The organism is Streptomyces sp. NBC_00377, assembly GCF_036075115.1.
Classification (GTDB): Bacteria; Actinomycetota; Actinomycetes; order Streptomycetales; family Streptomycetaceae; genus Streptomyces.
This window is the reverse complement of sequence record NZ_CP107958.1, coordinates 766494-790676: the sequence shown is the minus strand read 5'-3', so window position 1 is coordinate 790676 and position 24183 is coordinate 766494. Positions and strand designations below refer to the sequence as shown.

At 73.0% G+C, this 24183-nt stretch carries 26 protein-coding genes; 17 read left to right on the top strand and 9 right to left on the bottom strand.

Going from position 1 to position 24183, the window contains the following annotated elements; genetic code table 11:
- The first annotated feature begins 98 nt into the window (after positions 1-98).
- Positions 99-1064 (top strand): polyphosphate kinase 2, encoded by a 966-nt coding sequence (gene ppk2 / locus OHS71_RS03670; protein ID WP_328476732.1) that lies wholly within the window; start codon positions 99-101, stop codon positions 1062-1064.
- 67 nt (positions 1065-1131) lie between these two features.
- Here ppk2 and OHS71_RS03665 read toward each other — a convergent pair whose 3' ends face one another.
- Entirely contained in the window at positions 1132-1575 is a 444-nt protein-coding gene (locus tag OHS71_RS03665) for an excalibur calcium-binding protein (RefSeq protein ID WP_328476730.1), read from the bottom strand.
- Between the two features lie 380 nt (positions 1576-1955).
- Between OHS71_RS03665 and OHS71_RS03660 the strand changes: the two genes are divergently transcribed.
- The 4 genes from OHS71_RS03660 to OHS71_RS03645 all read left to right on the top strand — a co-directional run bounded on the left by OHS71_RS03660 (position 1956) and on the right by OHS71_RS03645 (position 4506).
- Entirely contained in the window at positions 1956-2396 is a 441-nt protein-coding gene (locus OHS71_RS03660; protein ID WP_328476728.1) for a phage holin family protein, read from the top strand.
- Complete coding sequence (locus tag OHS71_RS03655) at positions 2393-2821, top strand: DUF3618 domain-containing protein (protein WP_328476726.1); 429 nt, start codon at positions 2393-2395, stop codon at positions 2819-2821. Before OHS71_RS03660 ends, OHS71_RS03655 begins: the two co-directional genes overlap by 4 nt.
- A 204-nt stretch (positions 2822-3025) precedes the next feature.
- Entirely contained in the window at positions 3026-3883 is an 858-nt protein-coding gene (locus OHS71_RS03650) for a DMT family transporter (protein WP_328476724.1), read from the top strand.
- 149 nt (positions 3884-4032) lie between these two features.
- Positions 4033-4506 carry a hypothetical protein gene (locus OHS71_RS03645; RefSeq protein WP_328476722.1) on the top strand — a complete coding sequence of 158 codons (474 nt, stop codon included), beginning with the start codon at positions 4033-4035 and terminating at the stop codon, positions 4504-4506.
- Between the two features lie 97 nt (positions 4507-4603).
- Here the strand turns inward: OHS71_RS03645 and OHS71_RS03640 are convergent, their stop codons facing one another.
- Positions 4604-5833: a PP2C family protein-serine/threonine phosphatase gene (locus OHS71_RS03640; RefSeq protein WP_328476720.1), complete on the bottom strand. Its 1230-nt coding sequence runs from the start codon at positions 5831-5833 to the stop codon at positions 4604-4606.
- A 369-nt stretch (positions 5834-6202) separates the two neighbouring features.
- Positions 6203-7402, bottom strand: a complete 1200-nt coding sequence (locus OHS71_RS03635) for a PucR family transcriptional regulator (protein WP_443046841.1) — start codon at positions 7400-7402, stop codon at positions 6203-6205.
- Between the two features lie 150 nt (positions 7403-7552).
- On the opposite strand from OHS71_RS03635, the gene OHS71_RS03630 reads away from it, so the two are divergent.
- From OHS71_RS03630 to OHS71_RS03620, 3 genes are all read left to right on the top strand, one after another.
- A complete protein-coding gene (locus OHS71_RS03630) occupies positions 7553-9040 on the top strand; it encodes a long-chain-fatty-acid--CoA ligase (RefSeq protein WP_328476718.1) in 1488 nt (495 codons plus the stop codon).
- 78 nt (positions 9041-9118) lie between these two features.
- Positions 9119-9412: a hypothetical protein gene (locus OHS71_RS03625; RefSeq protein WP_328476716.1), complete on the top strand. Its 294-nt coding sequence runs from the start codon at positions 9119-9121 to the stop codon at positions 9410-9412.
- A gap of 257 nt (positions 9413-9669) precedes the next feature.
- The gene (locus OHS71_RS03620; RefSeq protein ID WP_328476714.1) at positions 9670-10128 is read left to right on the top strand and encodes an SRPBCC family protein; all 459 of its coding nucleotides are present in this window, start codon (positions 9670-9672) and stop codon (positions 10126-10128) included.
- A gap of 145 nt (positions 10129-10273) precedes the next feature.
- On the opposite strand, the gene OHS71_RS03615 is transcribed toward OHS71_RS03620, so the two are convergent.
- The 4 genes from OHS71_RS03615 to OHS71_RS03600 form a co-directional block, all read right to left on the bottom strand.
- Positions 10274-10447, bottom strand: a complete 174-nt coding sequence (locus OHS71_RS03615; RefSeq protein ID WP_328476712.1) for a hypothetical protein — start codon at positions 10445-10447, stop codon at positions 10274-10276.
- Between the two features lie 22 nt (positions 10448-10469).
- Positions 10470-10826, bottom strand: a complete 357-nt coding sequence (locus tag OHS71_RS03610; protein WP_328476710.1) for a PRC-barrel domain-containing protein — start codon at positions 10824-10826, stop codon at positions 10470-10472.
- A 228-nt stretch (positions 10827-11054) separates the two neighbouring features.
- Complete coding sequence (locus OHS71_RS03605) at positions 11055-13064, bottom strand: SpoIIE family protein phosphatase (protein ID WP_328476708.1); 2010 nt, start codon at positions 13062-13064, stop codon at positions 11055-11057.
- A gap of 299 nt (positions 13065-13363) precedes the next feature.
- Complete coding sequence (locus OHS71_RS03600; protein ID WP_328476706.1) at positions 13364-14023, bottom strand: hypothetical protein; 660 nt, start codon at positions 14021-14023, stop codon at positions 13364-13366.
- Between the two features lie 136 nt (positions 14024-14159).
- Between OHS71_RS03600 and OHS71_RS03595 the strand changes: the two genes are divergently transcribed.
- The 7 genes from OHS71_RS03595 (at position 14160) to OHS71_RS03565 (ending at position 21310) form a co-directional block, all read left to right on the top strand.
- Positions 14160-14285 carry a hypothetical protein gene (locus OHS71_RS03595; protein WP_328476704.1) on the top strand — a complete coding sequence of 42 codons (126 nt, stop codon included), beginning with the start codon at positions 14160-14162 and terminating at the stop codon, positions 14283-14285.
- A gap of 140 nt (positions 14286-14425) precedes the next feature.
- A complete protein-coding gene (locus OHS71_RS03590) occupies positions 14426-14629 on the top strand; it encodes a cold-shock protein (RefSeq protein WP_328476702.1) in 204 nt (67 codons plus the stop codon).
- A 181-nt stretch (positions 14630-14810) separates the two neighbouring features.
- Positions 14811-15749 (top strand): amidohydrolase family protein, encoded by a 939-nt coding sequence (locus tag OHS71_RS03585; RefSeq protein ID WP_328476700.1) that lies wholly within the window; start codon positions 14811-14813, stop codon positions 15747-15749.
- 178 nt (positions 15750-15927) lie between these two features.
- On the top strand, positions 15928-17655 hold the full coding sequence (locus OHS71_RS03580) for an RNA ligase family protein (protein WP_328476698.1): 1728 nt from the start codon (positions 15928-15930) through the stop codon (positions 17653-17655).
- Positions 17655-20555 carry a poly(A) polymerase gene (locus tag OHS71_RS03575; protein ID WP_328476696.1) on the top strand — a complete coding sequence of 967 codons (2901 nt, stop codon included), beginning with the start codon at positions 17655-17657 and terminating at the stop codon, positions 20553-20555. The genes OHS71_RS03580 and OHS71_RS03575 overlap by 1 nt, the downstream gene beginning before the upstream one ends.
- 189 nt (positions 20556-20744) lie before the next feature.
- Entirely contained in the window at positions 20745-20972 is a 228-nt protein-coding gene (locus OHS71_RS03570) for a DUF2945 domain-containing protein (protein WP_328476694.1), read from the top strand.
- Positions 20972-21310, top strand: coding sequence for a DUF3140 domain-containing protein (locus OHS71_RS03565; protein ID WP_328476692.1), 339 nt, complete (start codon positions 20972-20974; stop codon positions 21308-21310). Before OHS71_RS03570 ends, OHS71_RS03565 begins: the two co-directional genes overlap by 1 nt.
- Positions 21311-21418: 108 nt before the next feature.
- On the opposite strand, the gene OHS71_RS03560 is transcribed toward OHS71_RS03565, so the two are convergent.
- Positions 21419-21649: a hypothetical protein gene (locus tag OHS71_RS03560; protein ID WP_328476690.1), complete on the bottom strand. Its 231-nt coding sequence runs from the start codon at positions 21647-21649 to the stop codon at positions 21419-21421.
- A gap of 294 nt (positions 21650-21943) precedes the next feature.
- On the opposite strand from OHS71_RS03560, the gene OHS71_RS03555 reads away from it, so the two are divergent.
- On the top strand, positions 21944-22606 hold the full coding sequence (locus OHS71_RS03555; RefSeq protein ID WP_328476688.1) for a beta-glucanase: 663 nt from the start codon (positions 21944-21946) through the stop codon (positions 22604-22606).
- 103 nt (positions 22607-22709) lie between these two features.
- On the top strand, positions 22710-23135 hold the full coding sequence (locus OHS71_RS03550) for a DUF6003 family protein (RefSeq protein WP_328476686.1): 426 nt from the start codon (positions 22710-22712) through the stop codon (positions 23133-23135).
- Positions 23136-23207: 72 nt separating this feature from the next.
- Here OHS71_RS03550 and OHS71_RS03545 read toward each other — a convergent pair whose 3' ends face one another.
- Positions 23208-24173 (bottom strand): YihY/virulence factor BrkB family protein, encoded by a 966-nt coding sequence (locus tag OHS71_RS03545; RefSeq protein ID WP_328476684.1) that lies wholly within the window; start codon positions 24171-24173, stop codon positions 23208-23210.
- Positions 24174-24183: the final 10 nt, after the last annotated feature.

Sequence of the window (24183 nt, the reverse complement as noted above, 5' to 3'; positions counted from 1 at the left end):
GTGCAGAGCGGCTGGTGCGTGCGTACCCGCGTTTGGGGCGGGCACCGGCACGGAACCCAGCAGTCGCGGGTGACACATTCCGAGGAGGCGCGTGACCCATGGATCGTGACGAGACCGAGGCCCGGCTGCTCGACGGGCTGACGGTGGACGACCGTCGCCCCGAACAGCCGGTGCTGCTCGACGGCTCCCGTCGGCCCATCACGACGTGGCGCGAGAACTATCCCTACGACCGCAAGGTGAGCCGCAAGGAGTACGAGCGCACCAAGCGCGTCCTCCAGATCGAGCTGCTCAAACTCCAGCGCTGGGTCGGTGACACCGGGGCTCGCGTGGTGGTGATCTGCGAGGGACGGGACGCGGCGGGCAAGGGCGGCACCATCCAGCGCTTCACCGAGCGCCTCAATCCCCGTGGGGCCAAGATCGTGGCTCTGGGCAAGCCCACGGACCGGGAGAAGGGTCAGTGGTACTTCCAGCGGTACGTCGACCACCTCCCGGCGCCGGGCGAGATCGTCTTCTTCGACCGCTCCTGGTACAACCGGGCCGGAGTCGAACGGGTCATGGGCTTCTGCACCCAGCACGCCTATGACCTGTTCCTCAAGCAGTGTCCGCTCTTCGAGGAGATGCTGGTCGACGACGGCGTCATCCTGGTGAAGTTCTGGTTCTCGGTCTCCCGCGCCGAGCAGCGCACGCGGTTCGCGATCCGCCAGGTCGACCCGGTACGCCAGTGGAAGCTGTCGCCCACCGACATCGACTCGCTCGACCGCTGGGACGAGTACACCACCGCCAAGGTCGAGATGTTCCGCGCCACCGACACCGCGCACGCCCCCTGGACGGTCGTCAAGAGCAACGACAAACGACGGGGCCGCCTCGAAGCCATGCGCAGCCTGCTGCACCGCATCGACTACACGGCCAAGGACGCGGAGGCCGTCGGCAGTCCGGATCCACTCGTCGTCGGGGCCGCCGCCACCCTCCTGGAGCCCGGCGAGGAGGACACCGCCCTGTCGCCGACGCCACTGGCGAACCGGACCCAGGGACCCGGCCGGCATCCCGGCGGCGCGGACTCCTGAAGTGCGGTGCGGCCGCCCCGTAGAGGGCGGCCGCACCGCACTGCCGGCGAGCCCCGGCCGGGCGCGGTCAGACCCGGCGCCGACGCCGCCTCACGCAGCCGGCCGCGGCCAGCAGACCCGCGGTGGCCAGGCCGACGCCGAGGCCGATGTCCCAGCGGGACGGTCCGTCGGTCGTGGCGCCCCCGAGGCCGCCGCGCACACCGAGGCTGGGCAGCGCGGCGGGGCTGACCGGGGCCGCGGTGCCGGTCGGGACCGGTGCGGGGATGCTCGTGGCCGGTACGAGGGTGGGCAGCGAACGGTGGGGGAGGACCTCGCAGGCTATGCCGTCGTCCGTTCCCCGGTCCTCGTCGAGCCGGTTGGGGTCGCTGGGGTCCTGGTCGAACACCGCCTGGGCGTCCTCCTGGTAGGTGAAGTCGCGGCAGTCGAGATCCTGCGCGTGGGCGACTCCGGTCAGCGGGGCGAGGGTCAGGATCGTCACGACTGTGCCCGTGACGATGGCGCGGTGCGGCATGGGCGTCTCCTAGCGACAAGGGCCGTCGCTTCGACGCTAGGCAACGACCGGCGCCGTCGCGCGAGGCGAGCGGCCATCCGGGTGGCCGGCCCCCGTGCCGGGCCCGCCGGTGGTGTGTTCTGCGCCGACACGGCAGGACGTCCTGCGATGCCGCGACCGCCGCGAAGGCGGAAGATGCCGAGAGGCGCGCCGGGAGAAGCCGGAGGACCGGAGGAGAGGGAGGTCCGTGCTGCCGGTCGGCGAACCGCACGGGCTTTCCGACAGGGCCGGAGCGGGGGAGATGCGGGCACGGGCCTGACCGGGGCCGGCCGCAGAAAGGAATGTCTTTCCCGCCGGTCACCGGGTACCCGGTGCGGCACCGAGAGGAAGGGGTGAGGGCGATGGCTGAAGCAGGACGGTACGGCACGGACGGCGAGCGGGGCACGCGGACCGCCGACGGCGACGAGCCCGTCGGCCGGCTCGTGCAGCGCGCTTCGCAGCAGCTGACCGAACTGGTGCGCGGCGAGATGCAACTCGCGCGGGCGGAGATGGTCGAGAAGGGCAAGCGCTACGGCAAGGGCGGTGGACTGTTCGGCGGGGCCGGACTCTTCGGTTTCCTCACCCTTCAGGCGCTGGTCGCCACCGCGATCGCGGCGATCGCGGTGCCGCTGCCGGTGTGGGCCGCCGCCCTGATCGTCACGGCCGTACTGGCGGTGATCACCGCCGTGCTGGCACTGATCGGCAAGAAGCAGGTCGGTGCGGCCGCCCCACCGGTGCCCGAGCGCACCGTCGACAGCGTGAAAGCCGATGTGTCGGAGATCAAGGAGAGTGCACGACGATGACCCAGCCCCCCCAGGACGAGCCCACCGCCGCCGGCCCCGAGGAACTGCGCCGGCAGGTCGAGCAGACCCGTCATGAACTCGGCGAGACGGTCGAGGCGCTGGCGGCGAAGACGGACGTCAAGGCCCGTGCCCAGGAGAAGGCGACCGCGCTGAAGGAGCAGGCCGGAACCACCGCCGCCCACCTGTCAGAGCAGGCCAGGACGAAGGCGGCCGAGGCGGCCCACCTGCTGGAGGAGAAGGTCCCCGCTCCGGTCAAGGACACGGCGGCCGCGGCCGCCGGCCAGGTCAGGGCCAAGGCGGAACAGGCCGGACAGCTGTGGCAGGAAAAGGCGCCCCAGCAGGTGCGTGACCGCCGCGGCGCCCTCATCGGCGCCGCCACCGCGGTCGTCCTCGCCTACCTGCTGCTGCGCCGCGGCAGGAAGTAGCGTCCACGGTCGGGCGCCCTCGCGGGCGCCCCACGGCGACACGGGCGCCGCCGGCCCACCGGGCGGGCGGCGCCCTTCGCCGACCTGCGGATGGGGCCGCCGGGTGTGAGACTGCGGCCACGGCGATCAGCCCGCCGGGCAGTGCGGACATGACGGCCGAGGACCTTCGGCCGCCGCCCGCGTCCGGCCGGGCGAGGTGGAGTCATGATGGTGCTCGCGGTGGTCTTCGCCGTTCTCGGCGCCGTCAGCAACGCGGTGGGCACGGCGTTCCAGCGCAAGGCCGCCTCCACGGTGGAACAGGGCGGCGGAGTACGGCTCCTGCGGGCCCTCGTGCGCCGGCCCGCGTGGTCCGTCGGTATCGCGGGCGTGGTGGGCGCCGCCCTGTTCCAGGCGCTGGCCCTCGTCAACGGCCCCATGGCGCTGGTCCAGCCCCTGTTCATCCTCGAACTCCCCTTCGCGCTGCTGCTGGCGATGCCCCTGATGCACCGCCGGCTGTCGGCCGACGGCTGGCGGGCGGTCGGCGCAGTGGTGGCCGGACTCGCCCTGATGCTGGCGGCGGCCGCCCCCTCCGGCTCCCGGCAACAGGCATCCATGGCGCGCTGGATCCCGGTCCTGATGCTCACTCTGGGAGCGATGACCGTGGCGTTCCTCCTCGCGCGCTCCGCCTCCTCGCCGTTGTTCCGTGCCGCCGCGCTGGCCTCGGCCGCGGCGGTCGGCAACGCCCTGACCGCCGCGCTGCTGAAGTCGGCCACCGGACGCCTCGCCGACGCGGGCCTGCCCGCCTTCCTCACGGCCTGGCAGACCTACGGATTCGCGCTCACCGGAGTGCTGGCACTCCTGCTGCTGGAGAACTCCCTGCAAGCCGGCCCCCTGGTCGCCTCACAGCCCGCGCTGACCATCGGTGACGCGGCCGTGAGCCTCCTGCTGGGCGTCGTCCTGTTCGACGAGAGCATCCGCACGGGCTGGTGGCTGCTCCCCGAGGCGATGGGCGTGCTCCTCCTGCTGTGGAGTGTGCTGCGCCTGACCCGCGTGGTGCCCCATCTCGTCGACGTCGTGCGCTGAACCGGCCCGATCGGGTCCGGTGAGCGCGCGTCCGGCGGCGGCACGGACAGTGGCGCCGCCCGGGTTGTGCTGTGCTTTGCGGGACAGAAGGGGACTGCGGCGGACCGGGGCCCCTGCCCGACCGCCCGCTGAAAGGAGTGGTGGCGACCATGAGTGACCCACAAGGCCCGGACGACGAGCACCGGCGCCCCGAGGGCGTCAGCGACGAGACGGTGGAAGCCCTCGGCTCTCTGTCCAAGGCGTTGGAGACGGTCGAGCGGGCCCGCGGGCACCTCTATGCGTTCCACCAGCTCACCGGCACCGCGGACCTGGAACTGGATCGCGCGGTCGAGCTGCTGCGCGGGGCGGGCCACGAGGCGTGGGCCGAACGCGTCGAGACGGAGATCCTGGGGCGCAATGTCATCCCGGGCCACTGGACGTTCCAGATCGTCGAGGCCTACGACGGGACGTACTACCGGGCGTTCCGGCAGTTGGAGCAGGAGGCGGTGGAACAGCTGGCCGCCGGGCGTGACCACCTGTTCGAGGCGGAGATGAAGGAGGCCCGCCGCACGCGCAACCATCCCGACCACACGGCGCGGCCCGCCAGCCCCGGCACCCGCACCCCGACCGCCCCCTTCGACTGAGCGCACGGTCGCCGCCCGCTCCTTTCGAGCGGGCGCGGCAGCGCTCTCCACGGGCCGGCGCGGGCCGGTGTGCCGACGACGGCAGGGACGTCGTGGCTCACAGACGCAGGACGATCAGGGCCGTGTCGTCGGTGTTGCCCGTGGTGGGCAGGAGATCGCTCAGCAGGGCGTCCGCCAGGGCTTCGGGGGACGAGTGCCGGTGGTGGGTGAGAGAAGCGGCGAGCCGGGCCAGGCCCGCGTAGATGTCCTCGCTGCGGCGCTCGATCAGACCGTCCGTGTACAGGACCAGGGTGTCGCCCTTCGTGAAGCCGGTGTGGGCCTGGGGGCGGGGGAGGTGCTCCGGGCGGGCGGCGAGCGGGGGATCGGTCGCCCGGTCGAGGAAGGTGACCGTGCCGTCGGTGTGCACGAGGGCGGGCGGCGGGTGGCCTGCGGAGCTGTAGCTGATGGTCCGCCTGTCCCAGTCGATGAAGGTCGTCACCACGGTGGTCGCCTCGGCGCCCTCGACGAACCGGGCGTACAGACCGAGGGCCTCCAGCGCCTGCGCCGGGCCGTCGGCCACCCGGCAGGCGGCGCTCAGCGCGCTGCGCAGCTGTCCCATGGCGCAGGCCGCCGCCAGACCGTGCCCCACGACGTCGCCGACGGCGACGGCGAGGTTGTCGCCGGGCAGGTCGACCAGGTCGTACCAGTCGCCGCACACGTTCAGCGCGCCGATCGCCGGCCGGTAGCGCACGGCCGTCGCGTGCGGCCCGGTCGGACCGGGGGCGGGCAGCATCGCCGCCTGGAGGGCCAGCGCGACCTCCCGCTCGTGGGCGTGCGCCTGGCGCAGCCGTTCGTTGATCTCCTGCAACTCGCGGGCCCGGGTGTACAGCTCGGCCTCCAGCACCCGGGCCCGGGAGCCGCCCTCGGTGCCGCCGCGGGCGTGGATGAGCTCGGTGACCTCCTCGACCCGGTGCACGACCAGCGCCACCTGCCCGTCGGGGTCGTGGACGGGTGCGTTCACCGGGCTCCAGTAGTGCTCGCGCCATACGCCGGGCCGCTGGGCGTCCTCGATGTCGTAGCGCAGCAGCGCCATGGTGTCCCGCTCGCCGGTGGCCACCACCCGCAGCATCGAATCCCGGGTCTCCCGCATGCCGGCCGCGGCCGGGTCGTTCGGGTTCTCGGGGAAGACGTCGAAGATGTACCGGCCGAGCAGCTGCTCGCGGGTCCGTCCGGCCAGCCGCAGGAAGTCGTCGTTGGCGTCGGCGTAGACCAGGTCGGGGGTCAGCAGGGCCACCATGCCGGGCAGGGCTCGAAAGACCGCCACATAGTCGATCTGCGGTGTTCTCATGGCCTGCCGCCTGTCTCGGTGCCGAGCGTCACTGTGCCGTTCCACGATAGAAGGGAGATCGCGACGGGGCCCGTGAACCGCGTACCCGGACCCGGACCTGGTCCCTCGCCCGAGCCGGGGACACGCTGCCGCGATCCCGGACGTGGACAGGCCGGTCGGCTGCCGGAAGCCGGGGAGGCCGGGCAGCCCGCCGGCGGGCGCGCAGCTGCCGTACGACGCTCGTCCGGCCGTCGCCGCCGTCGGTCGGCCCCGGCGGAGCGCGGGCGGCGGGCGCTCCGGGGGCGGCGGGCGCTACGGACCGGTCAGACCCATGGCCGCGAGCCGGAGCACCCTTGCGGCGGAGGGGGTCCGGGTGACGCCGTGATCACTTCAGTCCGCCGGGGCCGGCGGTGGCTCGCCCGGGCCGACGCCATGGTTGCGGACGGCCAGGAGCGCCGCGCCGATGTCCGCCACCGCTCGCGGATCGGAGAGGGAGCGGCCCGTCAGCTCCTCGATCCGGCGCAGCCGGTAACGGACGGTGTTGGGGTGGACGAACAGGCGGCGGGCCGCGTCGGTGGCCGAACCCGCCGCGTCGAACCAGTGTTCCAGGGTCTCCAGCAGACGGGCGCGCTCCACGACCGGGAGGCCGACGACGGGCCGCAGAACCACATCGACGAGATGCGCCGCCTCGGCCGGCGCGGCGGCCACCACCATGGCCAGCGGGTTGTCGTCGAATCGGGCGACGCCGCTCCCGGTCCCCCGCAGTCCGGCCAGGGCCAGCCGAGCGAAACGCAGGGCCTGGGGGGTTTCCCGCAGGGAGTGGAAGCAGGGGCTGACGCCGACACGGGCCTGCGTGCGGCGCAAGACGCGCAGACAGGTGCTCTCCGCGCCCGGCGTGGGCAGCGCGATCAGGCCGATCTGATGGTCGGACAACAGCCGCCAGGCCGACGGAAGCTGGGCCTGGTGCAGAGCGGCTTCGACTCCGGTCGGCGGCTCCTGGCCGGGAGTGCCGGCCGCGGCCGCGGCGACCGCGTAGGGGCCGTGCTCGGGCAGGCCCAGCTCACGGGCGGCCTCCCACAGCGTGGTCCGGTCGGCGATGACACCGGTGAACAGGGCCTCCACCAGTGCCGAGCGCCGGGCAAGGCGCTGAGAGGTCAACCTCGTGGAGGTCTCCCGGTAGGCCGTCGCCACCGCCTCCGCGTACAGGCCGAACAACGCCCAGATCTCCGCCGACTGGGACACCAGCTGGTCGTCGGAGACCTCGGGATGGGTACGCGACTCGACCAGGATCTCCGTCCACAGGAGCTCGAAGCCGACCCGGTACGCGTGCAGGGTGTCCGCCAGTGGCACGCCCTGCTCGGCGCGCACCCGTCCGGTCTCGCGGGCCGGGCTCGGGTCCGGGGCGTCGGCGTGCCCCAGATGGCTCAGCACCAGGTCCGCGTTGGCGGTGCACGAGTGGCGCAGGGAGTCGAAGGGGATGAGCGACTCCTCGTCGTAGGCGTCCACGTCCGAGCGGATGCGCTGCGCGATGCGCTCACCCAGTTCCGGCAGCCTGGAGTGCAACGCCGCGGCCACGCCCGAGATCTCCATTCCCGCAGCCTAACGCCATGGTTTTGTCCCCGGGGACAAGCGGGGAGAGGCGGCGCTGTCCTGCCGCCCATAGGCCGTCGACCTGGGCGGCAGCACCATGTCGTCGAGATGAACAGCGGATTTCGACGGTGACGTTCGTGGAGGCGGGTCATGGCCAATCTGGCGCAGTTCCTGGTGGAGACGGCACAGCGGAGACCGGGAAGCCCTGCGCTGCGCCTGGGCGAGCAGGTCATCAGCTACGCGGAGCTGGACGACCGCAGTGCCCGCGCCGCCGCGCTGCTCAGGGCCGAGGGTGTGCGCCCCGGTGACCGCGTCGCCCTGATGCTGCCCAACGTCCCCGAGTTCGTCGTCCTGTACTACGGCATCCTGCGCGCCGGCGGGATCGTCGTACCGATGAACCCGCTGCTGAAGACGCGCGAGAGCGCGTACCACCTCGACGACTCCGGGGCCGTGCTGCTGTTCGAGTGGCACCGGGCGCCGGGCGAGGGCGCGCAGGGCGCGGCCGCCGCCGGAGTACGGCACCTGTCCGTCGAACCCGCCGCGTTCGCCGCACTGCTGGCCGGGCACCGGCCCCTGACCGAGGTGACCGGCAGCGGCGCCGACGACGTGGCCGTGCTGCTCTACACCTCCGGCACCACCGGCCGCCCCAAGGGCGCCACGCTCACCCACGCCGGGCTGCGGCACAACACCGAGGTCAACGCGGTGCACGTCCAGCGCATCACCCCGCAGGACGTGGTGGTGGGCTGTCTGCCGCTGTTCCACATCTTCGGCCAGATCTGCACCATGAGTGCGGCCGTCCGGGCGGGCGCCTCCCTCACCCTGATCCCCCGCTTCGAACCGCAGGCCGTCCTGGACGCCGTCGTCCGCGACCGTGCCACGGTCTTCGAGGGCGTTCCCACGATGTACGCGGCCCTGCTCCAGCACCCGTCGCAGGTCGACCTGCCGACGCTGCGGCTGTGCATCTCGGGCGGCGCGTCGCTGCCCGTGGAGGTGTTGCACGGCTTCGAGCGGCGCTTCGGCTGTGCGGTGCTGGAGGGCTTCGGCATGTCCGAGACCAGCCCCGTGGTCACGTTCAACCACCCCGACCGCCCGCGCAAGGCGGGGTCCATCGGCACCCCCATCCGCGATGTGGAGGTGCGGCTGCTCGACGCCAAGGGCCACGAAGTGGCTCCCGGTGAGATCGGCGAGCTGGTCGTGCGCGGTCCCAACGTGATGAAGGGCTACTGGAACCGCCCCGAGGAGACGGCGGCCGCCGTTCCGGACGGCTGGCTGCGCACCGGCGACCTCGCGCGCCAGGACGAGGACGGCTACCTCTACATCGTCGACCGCAAGAAAGACATGATCATCCGCGGTGGTTACAACGTCTACCCGCGCGAGATGGAGGAGGTCCTGCACGAGCACCCGGCCGTCGCCCTGGCCGCCGTGGTGGGCGTGCCGCACACCCGTCTGGGCGAGGAGATCGCGGCCGCCGTCGTGCTGCGCCCGGGCGCCCGGGCCACCCCCGACGAGCTGAGGGAGTTCGTGAAGAGCCGGGTGGCGGCCTACAAGTACCCGCGGGAGGTCTGGCTCGTGGACACCCTGCCGACCGGCCCCAGCGGAAAGATCCTCAAGCGGGAGATCACGGCGCCGACCGCGTGAACACGGGTTCCCGGTCACTTTTCGAACCGCGTCCCCGCGACGGCCGATGGATGGCGCGGATCGGGGTACCAGGCCTCCATGGCACAGAAAAATGATCACGTCGAATCCGTGCGTGCCGTGCGGCAGTTGCGGCGCATCCGCCCTGTCTACGCGGGCGGTGCGCTCCTCTGGGCGGCATCGGCCGCCTGGACGGGGTGGGACGAACCCGGAAGCCGGCAGATGTGGGTGTCGGTGCTGTTCCTGGTGGTGTTCACCGGCCTGCTGTCCGTGACGTCGTGGTGGCTGTGGCGTCAGCAGACCGCGGGTGAGGGCAGGTCGGTGCACCATGCCGCTCCGCGAAGGACGGTCACGGGCCGCCACGTCAATGCCTGAGCACTGACCCGAGGCCACGGGGCCGTATACCGCCCCGGCCGTCGAACCGGGCCCGCCGCCTGTGCGGCGGGCCCGAGTCGTCCCCCACAGCACCGAACGGCGTCGGCGTCCGTCCGCGTCCACGGGCCCCGCCCGTGGTCCGACTGCCGTTGCCGCACGGGGCGTTCGGTGATCCCATGGGGTCGCGGTGCCGCAGTGGCGGCACGGGCGGCACGGCGTGGCTCGCGCGCGTGCGACACGACGGACGAGGGGTGGCCATGTCAGGACAGTTCGAAGCGACGGTGGAGGTCGATCGGGCTGTCGAGGAGGTGTTCGCCTACCTCGCCGACGGACGCAACGATCCGCAGTTCAGTCCCCGGGTGCTCAGGATCGACCGGATCCCCGGGACGCCGACCGAGGTGGGAACCGTCTTCCGGAGCACGGTCAAGGACGCCGGGATGAAGACGGCCAGGGAGTTCCGCATCACCGCTCTCGAAGCCCCGGCGAAGATCCGGTGGACCGAGGCGTCGAAGAACTCCGTGACGGTCCGTGAAGGCGGGTACGACCTGGAGCGGCTGTCCGACGGCAGGACCAGGGTCCGCATCTTCAACGTCCTGGAAGGCCATGGGCTGGGCAAGCTGCTCGTCGGCCTGGCGCTCGGCGCCGCCCGCAAGGACGCCGGCGCTTTCGGCGCCCGTATCAAGGCGGCGGCCGAGGCGGCGATCGCCGCGCGTTGACGCCCTGCCCCCTGTCCGCATCGGTGCCAGCCGGTCGTGGGTGTGTGCCTGGGCGGACCGGGCCCCGTGGCCGGTCCCGGAACACCGTCGTTCCCGGGGCCATGGGTCCGCCCGCGGCCCCGGGGATCCGCCCAGGGGCCGCCGGTCAGCGCGCGATACGGTGCCTGCGACCGCCGCGGCGGAACCGCACCGCCGCGTAGCAGAGATCGGCGACCAGCACGGCGACGCCGATGATCAGCAGGTAGAACAGCCCGTGGGCGGCGAATCCGATGATGCCCAGGACCAGGGCTACGAGGATCAGGAACAGAAACAGGCTCATTGGCTCTCCCGGCCTCGGCGTGTCAGCGACGGGCGAGGCGTCGCTCGCCGCCGACGCCCGGCGCATAGTCCAGTTCGTAGTGTGCGAAGACCTCGGGTTCGTCCGGGGCGAGCAGTTCGCCGTCGACATCGATCGACGGAGCCTTCTTCACCGCGTTCTTGTCGTGGGCGACCTTCAGATAGCCCGGGCCGACCGTCGCCCCGCCGAGCGGCACGAACACCAGACGGCGCCGGGTGGGCAGACCCACGGTCACCGTGGCGAAGGAGGGCAGGTCGGTCCCGGTGTCCACGTAGACCGACTCCAGGACACCGATCCGATGCCCCTGCGGGTCGACCACGTCGTGGCCACGCCATTCACGGATATCGCTTGCCTCGATCATTGACGAACCTCCGCAGATGCGTGTACCCGTGTTCGCGTCCCCGATGTCATTCGCGCACGTCGCACTGCCCGCGCCGACGGGCACGGAGGGCCGACGGAACCGGGCCCGCCGACGGCGTCGGACCGGTGGACAGCCCATGAAGCGGGCCCGGCGCACTCATGGTCACGCGGGCACGGCAGGAGTACCGGCCGGGAGCGCAGCCGTGCCGTGCCGGTCACGGGCCACGGGTCACTGCGGTCGGGCCATAAGTACCGCGACATCGTCCTGGGCGGGCTGCGGCAGCATCTGCTCCAGGACGATGTCACAGAGCGCTGCGAGCGGCTGTCCGGGGGAGCGCAGGGCGTCCGCGAGCCGGCCGAGGCCGTGGTCGAGGTCCGCGTCCCGGGCTTCGATGAGCCCGTCGGTGTACAGAACGAGCAGACTGCCCGGCGGCAGCGGGACCTCCTCGGTCCGGAACTGCTGGCCGCCCGTCCCCAGGGGAGTGCCGGGCGAGCCGTCGAGAAACGCGAGCGAACCGCCGGGCGTCACCACGGCCGGCGGCGGGTGACCCGCCCTGGCCACCAGGCATCCGCCGGAGGCGGGATCGTGGACGGCGTAGACACAGGTCGCCATCTGGTCCTCGCCCATGTCGGCCACGACGGCGTCCAGTGAGCGCAGCATGCGGGCCGGGTCGATGTCGTGCCGGGCGAGCGCACGCACCGCCGTACGGAGCTGGCCCATGAGCGCCGCGGAGTGCACGCCGTGGCCCATCACGTCCCCGATGACGAGCCCGGTGCGGCGGTGGGGCAACGTGATGACGTCGAACCAGTCGCCGCCGACGTCGTGCTCACTGGCCGGGAGATAGCGTCCCGTGAGTTCGAGGCCGGGGACGGCGGGCAGGGCGCTGTTGGTCAGGCTGCGTTGCAGGGTCAGGGCCGCCGTACGCTGCCGCGTGTACATGAGCGCGTTGTCGATGTTCAGGGCCGCGCGCGCCGCCAGCTCGTCGATGAGCACACTGTCCTGCTCGTCGAAGGGCTCACGGCTGCGCAGCCGCGTCACCACGACCGCGCCGAGCACCTTGCCGCGGGCCACCAGCGGGACCAGCCTCGCGGCACCCAGGCCCATCAGGTAGGAGCGCAACTCGTCGGCCCGGGGGTCGGTGACCAGCGCGGGGACGTCCGCCCGGAAGAGGTCGGTGGGACGGCCGTCGGCGATGACCCGTTCGTAGAGGGAGCCGCGCGCGAGCCGGGACGTCATGCCCGGCAGCAGCCTGGCCGTCGGGGCGGACGGGTCGGGGAAGTGGGCGGCCATGCGCCGTACCACGCCGCGGGTGGCCGCGGTGGACTCGTCGGGGGCGATGACTTCTTCCAGGAGCTGCACGTCGGCGGAGTCGGCGAGCTGGGGCACCAGCATCCGCACGATCTCCTCCGAGGTCTGCCGCAGGTCCAGGGTGGTGCCGATACGGGTCCCCGCCTCCGCGAGCAGGGCGAAGCGGCGCCGCGCGCGCTGGGCGTCACGCTCCGCCTGCTGGCTCTCCGTGATGTCGATGAGGGAGGCGATCAGGCCCAGCGTCCGGCCTGCGCCGTCCACCAGCGGGGCGTAGGAGCACGACCACGTCCGTTCGTGCTCGGGGTCCGCCGGGGTCCGCCCGCTGCGTCGGACGTCCACGACGGCCTTTCCCCCGTCGAGCACCTCCCGCATCGTCGACTCCAGCGCCAAGGCGTTGACGCCCGGTACGACCTCCGTCAACCGTCTGCCCAGGTGTTCGGCGGCCGAGACGCCGTTCATCCGGGCGAGCGCGTCGTTGACCCGCAGGAAGCGCAGGTCGACACCCAGGGTCGCCAGGCCGATGGGTGACTGACTGAAGAGACTCTCCAGCGCCGCCAGGGAGTCGCGCATGCGCAGGACCTGTGAGGTCTCCACGGCGATCAGCAGAGCCCCGGGCCGCCCCCGTGCGTCGGCGGCCGGGACGATCCACATCTCCATCGTGACCTGATGGCCGTCGCGGTGGCGCACCGACAGCGTGCCGACGACGGTCTCCCCGCCCTGGACGCGGCGGGTGAGCTGGTCCGCGAGCTCACGGTTGCCCTCGGGAACCAGCAGGGCGGACGCGGGCCGGTCGAGCACGTCCTGCGGCCGGTGACCGAGCAGATCCTGGGCGGCCAGCGACCACTCCACGACGCGGCCGTCCGCGTCCTCCCGCCACAGGGCGATCGGCAGCAGCTCCCGCAGCACACCCGCGTACCCGACGGCTGTCACGGGCTGATCGGGCGACCGGCCCGCGGGCGTCTGGGGGGCGTTCACCGTGCGACCTCCCCACCGGACGAGATTTCATATGCAAAAACCATATCCGGAAGTGCGGACTCCACCTGTTCTGGGCGGAGGCACACAAGGGGTGGCCGGTGGGACCGGCCGGTCCGCCGGCGGCGGTCGTCGTGGAGCGGACCGGGCCTCGGTCAGGTGTCGCCTGCGGGAAGACCCACCGGCGGGCCGGCGGCTGCCGACATCCGCCGGCCGCCCATGAGGCGCGCGCCCGTCGGACGCCGGTCCGGCATGTGTCATGCCGTGGCGAGCGGCGCCTCTTCTTCGGCCGGCGCCGAGGCGCTCGAGTCTCCCGCGTCGGCGGTGGTGTAGAAGACGGACGAGCCCTGCTTGGAACGCTGAGCCTGGGTCTTGGCGACGAGGCCTTCCAGGGTGGTCCGTACGACGGTGGTCTTGATGCTGCGTTCGGGGTGTGCCGCGCCGAGAGCGGTGGTGATCTCCGCCGCCGAACGGGGTTCGCTCTGCTGGGAGAGGTGGCGGCGGACCAGGTCGACCAGGGTCTGCTGCGCCGCGTCGTCGGCGGGCCCGGTCGTGTTCTTGCGCTGGGAGACCGCCGGCTTTTCAGCCTTGCGGGTGACGCGCGGCGCGGACTTCTTCGGCTTGGCCGGTGTCCGCTTGCCCGTGCCGGACGCGGCGGACTTCTTGGTGCGGGGGGCGGGCACCGCGACACTCTCGGCCGGCTGGGCCGCCGCCGGTGCGGGCACCGGTGCCGCCTGGATGGCCTGCTGGATACTGACGAGCACGGAGTGATTGTGCTCGAGGGCGGCCAACTGCTCCTGAAGGGAGGCGATTTCCGCGCCGACCCGTTCCTGCTCCTTGGTGTTGCGTTCAAGGTCGGCATTCACCTGCGCGGTGTACTGCGAGGCGAGTTCGGTGGCGGAAACACTCTCGGACATGACGGGCACGACCTTCCCTCGGTGCGGTGGCGGCACATGACGAACTGCGTCCGCGCCGCGGCGGTGACGCCCGTCGGGCGCGCGGTGACAGGCACATGTGCGTGGCCCTGCTGGAGAGATAGTACGGACAAGAGGCATGAATGTTTCTCCTCCGGTGTGCCGCAGCCCGCGTCCCGACGCGCGGGCGATCTGCGAGGAACTCCCCAACGGTTCGGCGAAACACGGCCGTCGCCGTCTGGTGGGGGCCGGTTTCGCCGTGTAGCGTCGCTGTCAGATGTCGTGGTTGGTTCGCAGTACCCGCCCGCGCTGTGCGCGGGTGTTTTGCTGTCCAGTGCCGGACCAGGGCGATCACCTCCGGGTTCCGCGCGGTGCGGTTCCCGACAGCGACTGAGAGGCACCAGCATGGCCAGCGGAACCGTCAAGTGGTTCAACGCCGAAAAGGGCTTCGGCTTCATCGCCCAGGACGGCGGCGGACCGGACGTCTTCGCGCACTACTCCAACATCAACGCGACCGGGTTCCGTGAGCTCCAGGAGGGCCAGGCGGTCACCTTCGAGATCACGCAGGGCCAGAAGGGCCCCCAGGCGGAGAACATCACGCCCGCCTGATCCCGCACGCCGACTCGGGTCCCGGAGCGACATCCGCTCCGGGACCCGATCGCGTTCCGGGCCGCTGCGCCGCGCGCCGCCCCCCGAAGCCGCCGGACCGTTCCCAGGGGTGACGGATCCCTCATGGCTTTCTCGCGCACGGAAGTGGACCGACGGCCGGACCGGGCCGATCGTGGGCGACATGGACGATCACCGTGTGACACCCGGCGAACCCCGGGAAGCGACGAGCGAGGGGCTGTCGGCGGATGAGGAGGCCGGTGAGATCCGGCGCTTCTGGCAGGGACTGGGTCTGCCGGGCCTGGTCGACGTCCACACGCACTTCATGCCCGAGCGCGTCCTGCGCAAGGTCTGGGAGTACTTCGACGCGCTCGGACCGCTGACCGGTGGGCTCTCCTGGCCGATCACCTACCGGCAGCAGGAGGCGGAACGGACGACCGTGCTGCGGGAGTTCGGCGTACGGGCCTTCACCGCGATGCTCTACCCGCACAAGCCGGGCATGGCCCGGTGGCTGAACGACTGGGCGGCCGACTTCGCCGGCCGCACTCCCGACTGTCTGCACACCGCCACCCTCTTCCCCGAGCCGGGCGTCGACACCTGTGTCCGGGAGGCGGTCGAGGCGGGCGCACGTGTCTTCAAGGCACATGTGCAGGTCGGGGCCTACGACCCGGCGGACGAACTCCTCGACAGCGCCTGGGGTTTGCTGGCCGAGGCACGCATCCCCGTGGTCATCCACTGCGGCTCAGGGCCCGCACCCGGCAAGCACACCGGCCCCGACCCGATCGCGCGGGTACTGGCGCGCCACCCCCGGCTGCGGCTGATCGTCGCGCATCTGGGGATGCCCGAGTACGAGGAGTTCCTGGGCCTCGCCGAGCGGTACGGGGAGGTGCGTCTCGACACCACCATGGCGTTCACCGACTTCGCCGAACAGCTCAGCCCGTTCCCCGGCCGGGCCCTGCCCCGGCTGGCCGGTCTCGGCGACCGCGTCCTGCTCGGTTCCGACTTCCCCAACATCCCCTACCCGTACATGCATCAACTCCGCGCCCTGGAACGGCTGGACCTCGGGGACGAGTGGCTGCGGGCGGTGTGTCACGACAACGCGGCGGAGCTGTTCGGGCTGTGAGTGCCGGAGCGTCCGGGAGCACTCACCGATCGGGACTGGACTCTCGCCCACCACGACCTCGGTGAGTCCCGGGAACCGGCCGACGCGACGGCGGCCTCCTGAGCGGCAGCTCCTGGGGCAGTTCCCGGCACCCGAAATCCGATGGAGGCGCCGTTTCCCCGCTCCTATAGTGGCCCGCATGCCTACCCCCTACCCCCGAACCCCTCATCTGCCCTGGTCACCGGGTATGTCCGCGGACGACGTGCGCGCCGCGGGACTGGACGGGTTCACCGGGCGGGAGGTCGTCGTCACCGAGAAACTCGACGGGGAGAACACGACGCTGTACGCGGACGGGCTGCATGCCCGGTCCGTCGATTCCGCGCACCATCCGTCGCGGGCGTGGGTCAAGGCGCTGCACGGGCGGGTGGGGGCGCGGATACCCGCGGGGTGGCGGGTGTGCGGGGAGAACATGTACGCGCGCCACTCGATCCCGTACGACACCCTGGACGGCTACTTCTACGGGTTCTCCGTGTGGGACGCCTACGACCGTTGCCTGGACTGGGACCGGACCGTTCGCTTCCTGCGGGGTCTGGGCGTGCCCACGCCGCCGGTGCTGTGGCGGGGGACGTTCGACGAGCGGGCGCTGCGCCGGCTGCGGGTGGAGACCGGGCGGCAGGAGGGCTACGTCGTCCGCACTGTCGAGGGATTCGGCCGGGAGGACTTCGCCGGGCGGATCGCCAAGTGGGTGCGGCCGGGACACGTGACGACGGGAACGCACTGGATGCACACGGCCGTCGTGCCGAACGGGCTCGGCCCGGCCGCCGCGCTGTGGGCGGTGCGGTCGGGAGCGGCGGCGGACCCCGAGGCACTGGCCGGGCACCTGGGCATGACGGACGCAGAGGCGGACGCGGACGCGGCAGCCGAGGCGGGCGCGCGGCTGGACGCGCTCGGGCGTAGCGGGGACGCACGGCTCGCCGGGGTGTTCGCCGCGCTCCTGCACCGCACCCGGCGGGCGTGGCTGATGAGCCGGGCCGCCGGGCCCCTGGGCATGCCGCTGGCAAGGCGCATCGCCGACCTGGTGGGTCTGCACGCGGCGCTGCACCGGCCGTACCCCGACACGGACCGGCGGGCCGGGCTCGTGCGGATGTCGTTCGCGGCCGACCTGGGGGTCCTGCACGCCGTCGCGGGGGCGGTGGCGGGAGACGGGCAGGCGCGCGAGCAGGTGGAGTGGTCCGCCCTGCACGCGGAGGAGGCCGGGCTGATGGGCGAAGCGCCGCTCGGGCCGCTGCGGACCGGACTGCGCGAGGCCCTGGAGCGGGACGGGATCGTCGGCGAGGCGGCGGACCGCTGCTGGGCGCAGGCACGCGAGTCGTACGCGCAGGGGCGGGCAGGCACCGTGGAGCAGGCCGTCGCGGCGACCTGGCGGTGGCGCGGCGCGGATCTCCCCCGGCTGGTGCATCTCGTGGGACCGTCCGGCAGCGGAAAGAGCGCCTTCGCGGCCCGGCTGGAGGGCGTCTCGGCACGCGTGGAGCTGGACGCGCTGCGCACGGCGCGCGGGGCGCGGACGGACCAGCGGGCCAACGGGGAGGTGCTGCGGGAAGGGCTGGAGCGCTTGGACCGGGCACTCGCGGCCGGCGGCACGGTGGTGTGGGACGCCACGTCGCTCAACCCGCACCAGCGGTCCCTGGTGCACGCCGTGGCGCGTCGGCGCGACGCGCTGCTCACCCACGCCGTGGTCGTCACCGACGAGGACGAACTCGTGCGGCGCAACGCCACGCGCGCGCATCCCGTGCCGGCAGACGTGCTGACGGGGCAGCTGCGCCGGTTCGTTCCGCCGTACCCCGGCCAGGCGCACCGCACCTGGTACGTGGGCGCGGACGGGACCGTCCAGGACCGCGACGGCACACTGGACGGGGAGGACGCCTGATGCGCACCAGCGAGGAGATCTACCACCGGGTGCGCTGGGACGCGCGTTTCGACCCCGCGCGGTTCGTGTTCGGCATCCACCAGCGCAACGCCGCGCCCAAGCGGGTGCCGTTGCCGACGTTCGTGCCGGGCGGCGAGATCCCGTGGCACCGGGTCCTGTTCGTCGAGGCGGACGGCGAGGTCGTGTGGGACCGTGCCACCGGAGTGGACCGCGTCGACGCGTCCGGTGCCGGCCGGGTACGCGAGGCGCGGCGGCTGCGGGCGCCCTTCTTCACGGCGCGCACGCCGCACGCCTTCGACGCCGCCACCGGGCGGTGGACCCCCGCGGCGCACGCCCCGGGCGAGACGGTCCGCGACCGGGTACGGGTACTGACCTGGAACACCCTCTGGGACCGCTACGACAGCCACCGCATCGACACCGCCCGGCGCCGTCCGCTGCTGCTGGACGAGCTGGAACGCGCCGACGCGGACGTCATCGCCCTCCAGGAGGCCGAGCGGGGGCTGCTGGTCATGCTGCTCGACGCGCCATGGGTACGGGCTGACTACACCATCGGCACCGACCCCCGCGGCAAGGACGTCGACGACTGCGGTCTGCTCCTGCTCAGCCGGCTCCCGGTACGGGAGTCGGCCCTGCACGTCCTGGGCCGCCACAAGGCCGTCACCGCCGTCGTCGTGGACACCGCGTCCGGCCCGCTGACCGTGGCCGCCACCCATCTGACGAGCGACCACTCCGAGAACGGGCCGACCCGGCGCGACGCCGAACTGACCGCGCTGGCCGAAGGGTTGGCCGGCACCGAGGGCAACCTGGTCCTGGTCGGCGACTTCAACGACGGCGGCCCGGGACCGGCGCGCACCCTCGGCATGCTCGACGCCTGGACCGAGACCCACGGACCGCACGACGACTCGCCCACCTTCGACCCCGTGGGCAACCCGCTGGCCGCCGTCTCGTCCCTGTCGGGCCGCGTCTCCCGCCTCGACCGCGTCCTCGTCCGCCCCGCCGCCGGCGCACGGGCGACCGGGGCACGGCTGCTCGGCACGACGCCCACTCCGGAAGGGCTGTACGTCTCCGACCACTACGGGGTCGCCGCCGACCTGTACTGCGGCACCGGCACGCCCGTCGACGAGCTCGACGTCGCGCCGACACCGCGTACCGCGCTCGCCTGGGTCCCGCCGCGCGAACTGTGGCCGGCGCTCCAGGACGTGCGCCGGGACCACGACGTCCAGATCCGGCGCTGGCCGCCCCACGTCAACGTGCTGTTCGGATTCGTCCCCGAGTCGGACTTCGAGCGGGCGGCGCCGCTGCTCGCCGCTGCGGCCGCGCAGGCGGTCCCGTTCACGGCACGGCTGGACGGAGTGCACACCTTCGGCCACCGGCACGACGCCACCGTGTGGCTGGACCCCGCGGCCGACGACGGGACGCCGTGGGCGCAGCTGTGGCAGGCGCTCGTGCGGCCCTTCCCGCGCTGCCGGGGACGCCACGACGCATTCACCCCGCACCTGAGCCTCGGCCGCGGCGACGACCCGCACGCCGTCGCCGCCGACTGCGCGGCACGTCTCTCCCCGATGACCGCGCGCGTGGGCGAACTGCTCCTGCTGTCCCGGCGGGGCGACGAACCCATGCGGCCGCGGGCCACGGTCGCCCTCGGCACCGGCGAGGTGCGGTGGACGGCCGAGCCCGCCCTGGGCCGTCCCGACGGGGGACGGGACGAGTGGGCCGCGCCCTCTCCCGACGTGGCCGTCCTGCCCGCCACGGACGACGACGCCGCCGAGCAGACGGTGCGACGCCTGAGGCAGGCGCTCGGTGAGGGGGTCGTCCACCTCGCGGGGTCACGGCGTATGGGCTGCGCCCTCGCCGGATCCGACCTGGACCTCGTCGCGGCGCTGCCCGGCACGGTGGACCTCGCGCAGGTGCGGGCGCGGGTCGAGGCCGCGCTGCCGGACGCCGAGCGGATGCGGGAGGTCGTCGGCGCGCGTGTGCCCGGCCTGCGGTTCCGCGTCGAAGGGCTCGACGTGGACCTGGTGGTCGTCGCCACCGGTGCGATCCCGGTGGCGGACGCGACGGCCCGGCGGGCGGAGCTGGGCGAGGCCGCTGCCGTCGCGTTGAGCTCCGTGTCCGACGCGGACGCGGTGCTGGGGGCCGTGGGCGCGGCGGGCAGGGCGCGGTTCGCGGTGCTGGCCCGCGGGGTGAAGGCGTGGGCACGGGCGCGCGGTCTGGACGCGGCGCCGTTCGGCGGTCTGCCCGGAGTGGCCTGGGCGGTGCTCGCGGCCCGCACGGTCCGCCGGTCGCCGGACCTCACGGACCCCGGTGAACTGCTGCGCCGCTTCTTCGGTACCTGGGCGGCGTGGGACTGGCGCGAGCCCGTCGGCCTCACCCACGACGCTGCCGAGAGCACGCGGAACCTGACCGTGCTGACGCCCAGCGCGCCCGTGCGGTCCTGCACCGAACAGGTCGGCGTGGCCGGCCGCGATCTGCTGACCCAGGAGCTCTACCAGGCATGGGAGACGGTGGAGGCCGCGGCCGGGTCGGGTGGGGATCCGTGGCCCGATCTGCTGTCCGCGCCGCCCCTGCACCGGCGGCACGCCGCCTGGGCCGTGGTGACGGTCCTGCCCCGCAGGGCGGAGGACTTCGACGAGATCAACGGGCGGGTGCGCGGACGTCTGCGCGCGCTGCTCGGGGCGCTGGAGGACGCGGGCGTGACCGACGCGCATGCCTGGCCGCGACCCGTCGAGCCCGCCCCGGCGTCCACGGCGGGACCCGCCGGCGCGCGCTACGTCATCGGGCTCGGGCAGACGCCGCCCGGCGCCGAGCGGCTCGCCGACCTCGCCGGCCGGTGGGCCACCGGCCTGCCGGGTGTCGAGGTGACGCGCGTCGAGGGCGGCGGAATCCCCACGGTGCGGTGACGTGCCGCGCGCCGGCCTTCGAGCACCGCCGGCGTCCGGGGCGCGCCGCCCCGCGCCCGACGCGCGCCCGGGAGGTTGCCCCGGTCCGGTCAGCGGATGCGTGAACGGGCCGTCGGCGTGAGTCTGGAAGGTATGTCTGATCCACTCGTCCCCCCCCGCGAGGGGGCTGATCGTCCGAGGAGGAGTGCCGTGCCGAAGAAGGACGACCTGAGCAAGGGCGACAAGGTCTCGTGGAAGAGTCACGGCCACAACGTGACCGGGAAGGTGAAGAAGAAGATCACCGACCGTACGGAAGCGGCCGGCCGCAAGGTCGACGCCTCGGGTGAGGAGCCGCAGTACGAGGTGGAGAGCGACAGGTCGGGCCGCTCCGCCGTGCACAGGCCCGGCGCCCTGCGCAGGAAGGGCTCCCGGTCCTGATGGCGGCGAAGCAGGTCGCCGACCGCGACGAGACCGTCGGCGCGTTCCACGAGGCGGTCAACATGACCGCCGGCCAACTGGAGAAGTGGCTGGACACCGACGCGTCCCGCGGCGTCGGGCAGAGTGACGGCGGCGAGAGCGTCGGACATGCCTCCGGGCGGCGCATCGTCGAGCTGCTGCACACCAAGAAGGCCGACCTCACCGACGACGACCTCACCCACATGCGCAAGGTCGTCGGCTACGTCCACCGACACGTCGAACAGCGGCCCGGCGGCGACGTCACCGAAACCCGCTGGCGCTACTCCCTGATGAACTGGGGTCACGACCCCGAGAAATGAGCCGCCCGGCCCTCGCGGTGGTCCGACGCGTGTGTGCGAGGGACCTTCCGCCGACCGGACGCGTGGCACACATGTGAGGGCGCCGGAGCACGTCGGCGTCCGAGGGAGTCAACGGCGCTCCGGCCCGTGCTCCCATGTCCCCGGTCCGCCGCCCCGCCACTCGATCAGCGCGGACGACTCGACGAACGCCTCGTCGGCATCGTCCATCCCGGCCTCCCGGAGGAACTCGGCGACGTCCAGCAGCCCGTACGCCATGCCGAGGAAATGATCACCGGCGCGGACGCGTCGCCCGCCGTCCGCGGCGGGCGGATAGATCACTACGGGCTGCACAAGGGGCATGGGACCAGCGTCTGCCCTTCGCCGCACCCGCGCACGCGGGCTCACTGCGACCCGGCAGCGCCCGGGGGAGGGGCCGCCCGCCGGCACGCTCCGCCCGTCCCCGCCCGCGGGCCGTTCCCGTCCTCCACCTGCTTCCGCCCTCCTCCGTCCGCGTCCCGCTCGGGCGCTCCGCGCGTCCTCTACGCCGAACGGGTGAATCACGGGCCGTGGCCGCCGGGGCACCGCATGGCCTCCAGGCCCCTGGGGAGAAATCCGGTATGCGATGCCGTACCCGGCGACAAAGGGGGACCGCGGGTGAGCGCAGTCGTCTTCACAGCTGATTTCTCCTCCGAACACCAGTGGGTGGCAGGGCGTTCCTGGGCCTATCCCGACGGCGGCCCCACCAATCCCGGCGACAACAAACTGGACCACCTCACCTCCGACCCCTCGTACTCCCGGACCGGCACGTTCCGCGCCACGCGCAGAACCGACGGCCTCTGGGACGCGGGCCTGCTGACCACCGAGGAGAGCGCCGAGGGCTTCATGGTCCGTACCGGTGACCGTCTGGACGCCCGGGTGCGGCTGCCCACCGGGCCGGGCGCCTGGCCGGCGATCTGGACCTGGCGGGACGGAGGCAACGAGGTGGACGTGTTCGAGTACCACCCGGACAACCCGGACCTCCTGGAGCTCAGCAACCATGTACGCGAGGGGCACAGTTACGTGCGTGACGAAGCCGTCCGCCCCGGGGGCGTCGTCGATCTGAGCGTGACCTTCGGCAGGCGCAGCGTGGCCTGGTCGCTGAACGGCGAGCGGGTGTTCGCCGACGGACGGGGTGTCGGGTCCTCCTGGCACGCCTATCTCATCGTCAACCTCTCCGTCTGCGCGGGCCGTTACCACCCGCCTCCCGACGACCTCACCGACGAGTTGTCGTACGAGGTGCAGAGCCTGGTGGTGCACCGGCCGACGGGCCGGGGGTGACGTCCCGGACGGGCACGGTAATTCCGATGCGGTGGGGTAGAGGGACGTCGACCGGCCGCGCACCGCGGTGGCCGGGGTCCCTCCCGTCGAGAAGGAGCCGAGGATGACCGACGACGCTTACCTGTTTCTGCTTGACGACGCCACCACGGTGCTCGGCGTGGCTCCGGCCGCCGTCGGTGACCTCGCCTGCATGGATACTCCGGCCGTACGCGCCTGGCTGGACGCCCAGGGAAGCGCGGTGTCGTCCCCCCGGCTGCGACTGGTTCCGCCGGAGGAGCGGGGGGCCGTTCCCGAGGGCGCGGAGCGGCTGCCGGTCCCGCTGAGCGAGGAGGAACTGGGACGGGTGCGCCACCACATGGCCCCGGCGCATGCCGGGGTCGAGGAGGAACTGCTCGCCTACCGCGACTGCGCCGACGGCAGGGACGATCTGATCGGGCGGGCTCTGGCCGTCGGCGTGCCGCCGCACCGCATCGTGGAACTGACCGGCGTCGATCCCGCCACGGTCACGGCCGCGGCCGGGGGGCGGTGACGCACCGGCCCCACCCGGGGAAGCGGGGGCGGGGCGGGCGGCCGCCCCGGGTGAAGGGCGGGGAGCGAGGCGTCAGGCACCTGGGCCGGGGTCCGGGTGCACGGCCGATTCGACGCCCGCGCGGGCCGCTTCGAGCTGAGCGGCGAACGCGATGCCGAGGAAGAGCGCGACGGCCGTCAGGTTGGCCCACAGCAGCAGGGCGATGAACGCGGTGAGAGGCCCGTACAGGGCTCCGAAGGCTCCGCTCCGCTCGACGTAGAGGGCGAGCAGCCAGGTGGCCGCGATCCACAGGAGCAGATGGACCGCGGAGCCGAAGGCCAGCCAGGTGTAGCCGGGCTGTACGCGACGCGGTGACCACCGGAAGATCACGGCGGAGGCCACCCAGGCCAGCGCGAGCCCCACGGGGATGTCGAGCACGCTCCACCAGCGCGGACCGCCCCCCTCCCACCCCGCGGTGTCCGCCACCGCGTCCCCGACGGCCTCACCGGCGACGAGGGCCACGAAGCCCAGCACCAGCGGCAGACCCGCGGACAGCGCCAGGACCAGCGCCCTGGCGTACTTGCGCGGAAAGGGGCGGTCGCGCTCGATGCCGTAGATGCGGTTGGCGCCCCGCTCGATCTGCCCCATGGCCGAGGCGAGGTTCAGCAGTGCGAAGGCCAGACCGAGCCAGAGGGCGAGCGCGCTCCACACGCTGCCGCGGGCAGTGCGCCGGGTGCCGTCGAAGGCGTCCTCGACGATGCCGGCGCTGGCACCCGGCACGATCCGGCCGAGGGTCAGTTCGATGACGCGGCCCACGCCCTCCGTGTGCACGGAGGTGGCCAGCCCGACGAGTGCCACGGTGCACGGCACCAGGCCCAGCACGACCTGGAAGGCCAGGGCGCGTGCGTTGGTGAACCCGTCCGCGTACCGGAACCGGGCGACGGAGTCGGTCAGCAGCCTCAGCCCTCCGTAGTGGCGCAGCGCGGTGAACGCCTCGTCTCCGGAGAGTTCCTCTCCGATCATGTCCCGGGTCTGGGGGACGTGGACGGCCGTGCCCATGGGGTTCGCT

Excerpts from the sequence above, each read along its gene's own strand:
- OHS71_RS03615 (WP_328476712.1), bottom strand. The coding sequence starts at position 10,447 with ATGAGCCTGTTTCTGTTCCTGATCCTCGTAGCCCTGGTCCTGGGCATC.
- ppk2 (WP_328476732.1), top strand. The coding sequence starts at position 99 with ATGGATCGTGACGAGACCGAGGCCCGGCTGCTCGACGGGCTGACGGTG.
- OHS71_RS03630 (WP_328476718.1), top strand. The coding sequence starts at position 7,553 with ATGGCCAATCTGGCGCAGTTCCTGGTGGAGACGGCACAGCGGAGACCG.
- OHS71_RS03545 (WP_328476684.1), bottom strand. The coding sequence starts at position 24,173 with ATGGGCACGGCCGTCCACGTCCCCCAGACCCGGGACATGATCGGAGAG.
- OHS71_RS03610 (WP_328476710.1), bottom strand. The coding sequence starts at position 10,826 with ATGATCGAGGCAAGCGATATCCGTGAATGGCGTGGCCACGACGTGGTC.
- OHS71_RS03560 (WP_328476690.1), bottom strand. The coding sequence starts at position 21,649 with ATGCCCCTTGTGCAGCCCGTAGTGATCTATCCGCCCGCCGCGGACGGC.
- OHS71_RS03550 (WP_328476686.1), top strand. The coding sequence starts at position 22,710 with ATGACCGACGACGCTTACCTGTTTCTGCTTGACGACGCCACCACGGTG.
- OHS71_RS03600 (WP_328476706.1), bottom strand. The coding sequence starts at position 14,023 with ATGTCCGAGAGTGTTTCCGCCACCGAACTCGCCTCGCAGTACACCGCG.
- OHS71_RS03645 (WP_328476722.1), top strand. The coding sequence starts at position 4,033 with ATGAGTGACCCACAAGGCCCGGACGACGAGCACCGGCGCCCCGAGGGC.
- OHS71_RS03655 (WP_328476726.1), top strand. The coding sequence starts at position 2,393 with ATGACCCAGCCCCCCCAGGACGAGCCCACCGCCGCCGGCCCCGAGGAA.
- OHS71_RS03565 (WP_328476692.1), top strand. The coding sequence starts at position 20,972 with ATGGCGGCGAAGCAGGTCGCCGACCGCGACGAGACCGTCGGCGCGTTC.
- OHS71_RS03595 (WP_328476704.1), top strand. The coding sequence starts at position 14,160 with ATGAATGTTTCTCCTCCGGTGTGCCGCAGCCCGCGTCCCGACGCGCGG.
- OHS71_RS03590 (WP_328476702.1), top strand. The coding sequence starts at position 14,426 with ATGGCCAGCGGAACCGTCAAGTGGTTCAACGCCGAAAAGGGCTTCGGC.
- OHS71_RS03585 (WP_328476700.1), top strand. The coding sequence starts at position 14,811 with ATGGACGATCACCGTGTGACACCCGGCGAACCCCGGGAAGCGACGAGC.
- OHS71_RS03575 (WP_328476696.1), top strand. The coding sequence starts at position 17,655 with ATGCGCACCAGCGAGGAGATCTACCACCGGGTGCGCTGGGACGCGCGT.
- OHS71_RS03665 (WP_328476730.1), bottom strand. The coding sequence starts at position 1,575 with ATGCCGCACCGCGCCATCGTCACGGGCACAGTCGTGACGATCCTGACC.
- OHS71_RS03580 (WP_328476698.1), top strand. The coding sequence starts at position 15,928 with ATGCCTACCCCCTACCCCCGAACCCCTCATCTGCCCTGGTCACCGGGT.
- OHS71_RS03625 (WP_328476716.1), top strand. The coding sequence starts at position 9,119 with ATGGCACAGAAAAATGATCACGTCGAATCCGTGCGTGCCGTGCGGCAG.
- OHS71_RS03640 (WP_328476720.1), bottom strand. The coding sequence starts at position 5,833 with ATGAGAACACCGCAGATCGACTATGTGGCGGTCTTTCGAGCCCTGCCC.
- OHS71_RS03620 (WP_328476714.1), top strand. The coding sequence starts at position 9,670 with ATGTCAGGACAGTTCGAAGCGACGGTGGAGGTCGATCGGGCTGTCGAG.
- OHS71_RS03635 (WP_443046841.1), bottom strand. The coding sequence starts at position 7,402 with ATGGAGATCTCGGGCGTGGCCGCGGCGTTGCACTCCAGGCTGCCGGAA.
- OHS71_RS03650 (WP_328476724.1), top strand. The coding sequence starts at position 3,026 with ATGATGGTGCTCGCGGTGGTCTTCGCCGTTCTCGGCGCCGTCAGCAAC.
- OHS71_RS03660 (WP_328476728.1), top strand. The coding sequence starts at position 1,956 with ATGGCTGAAGCAGGACGGTACGGCACGGACGGCGAGCGGGGCACGCGG.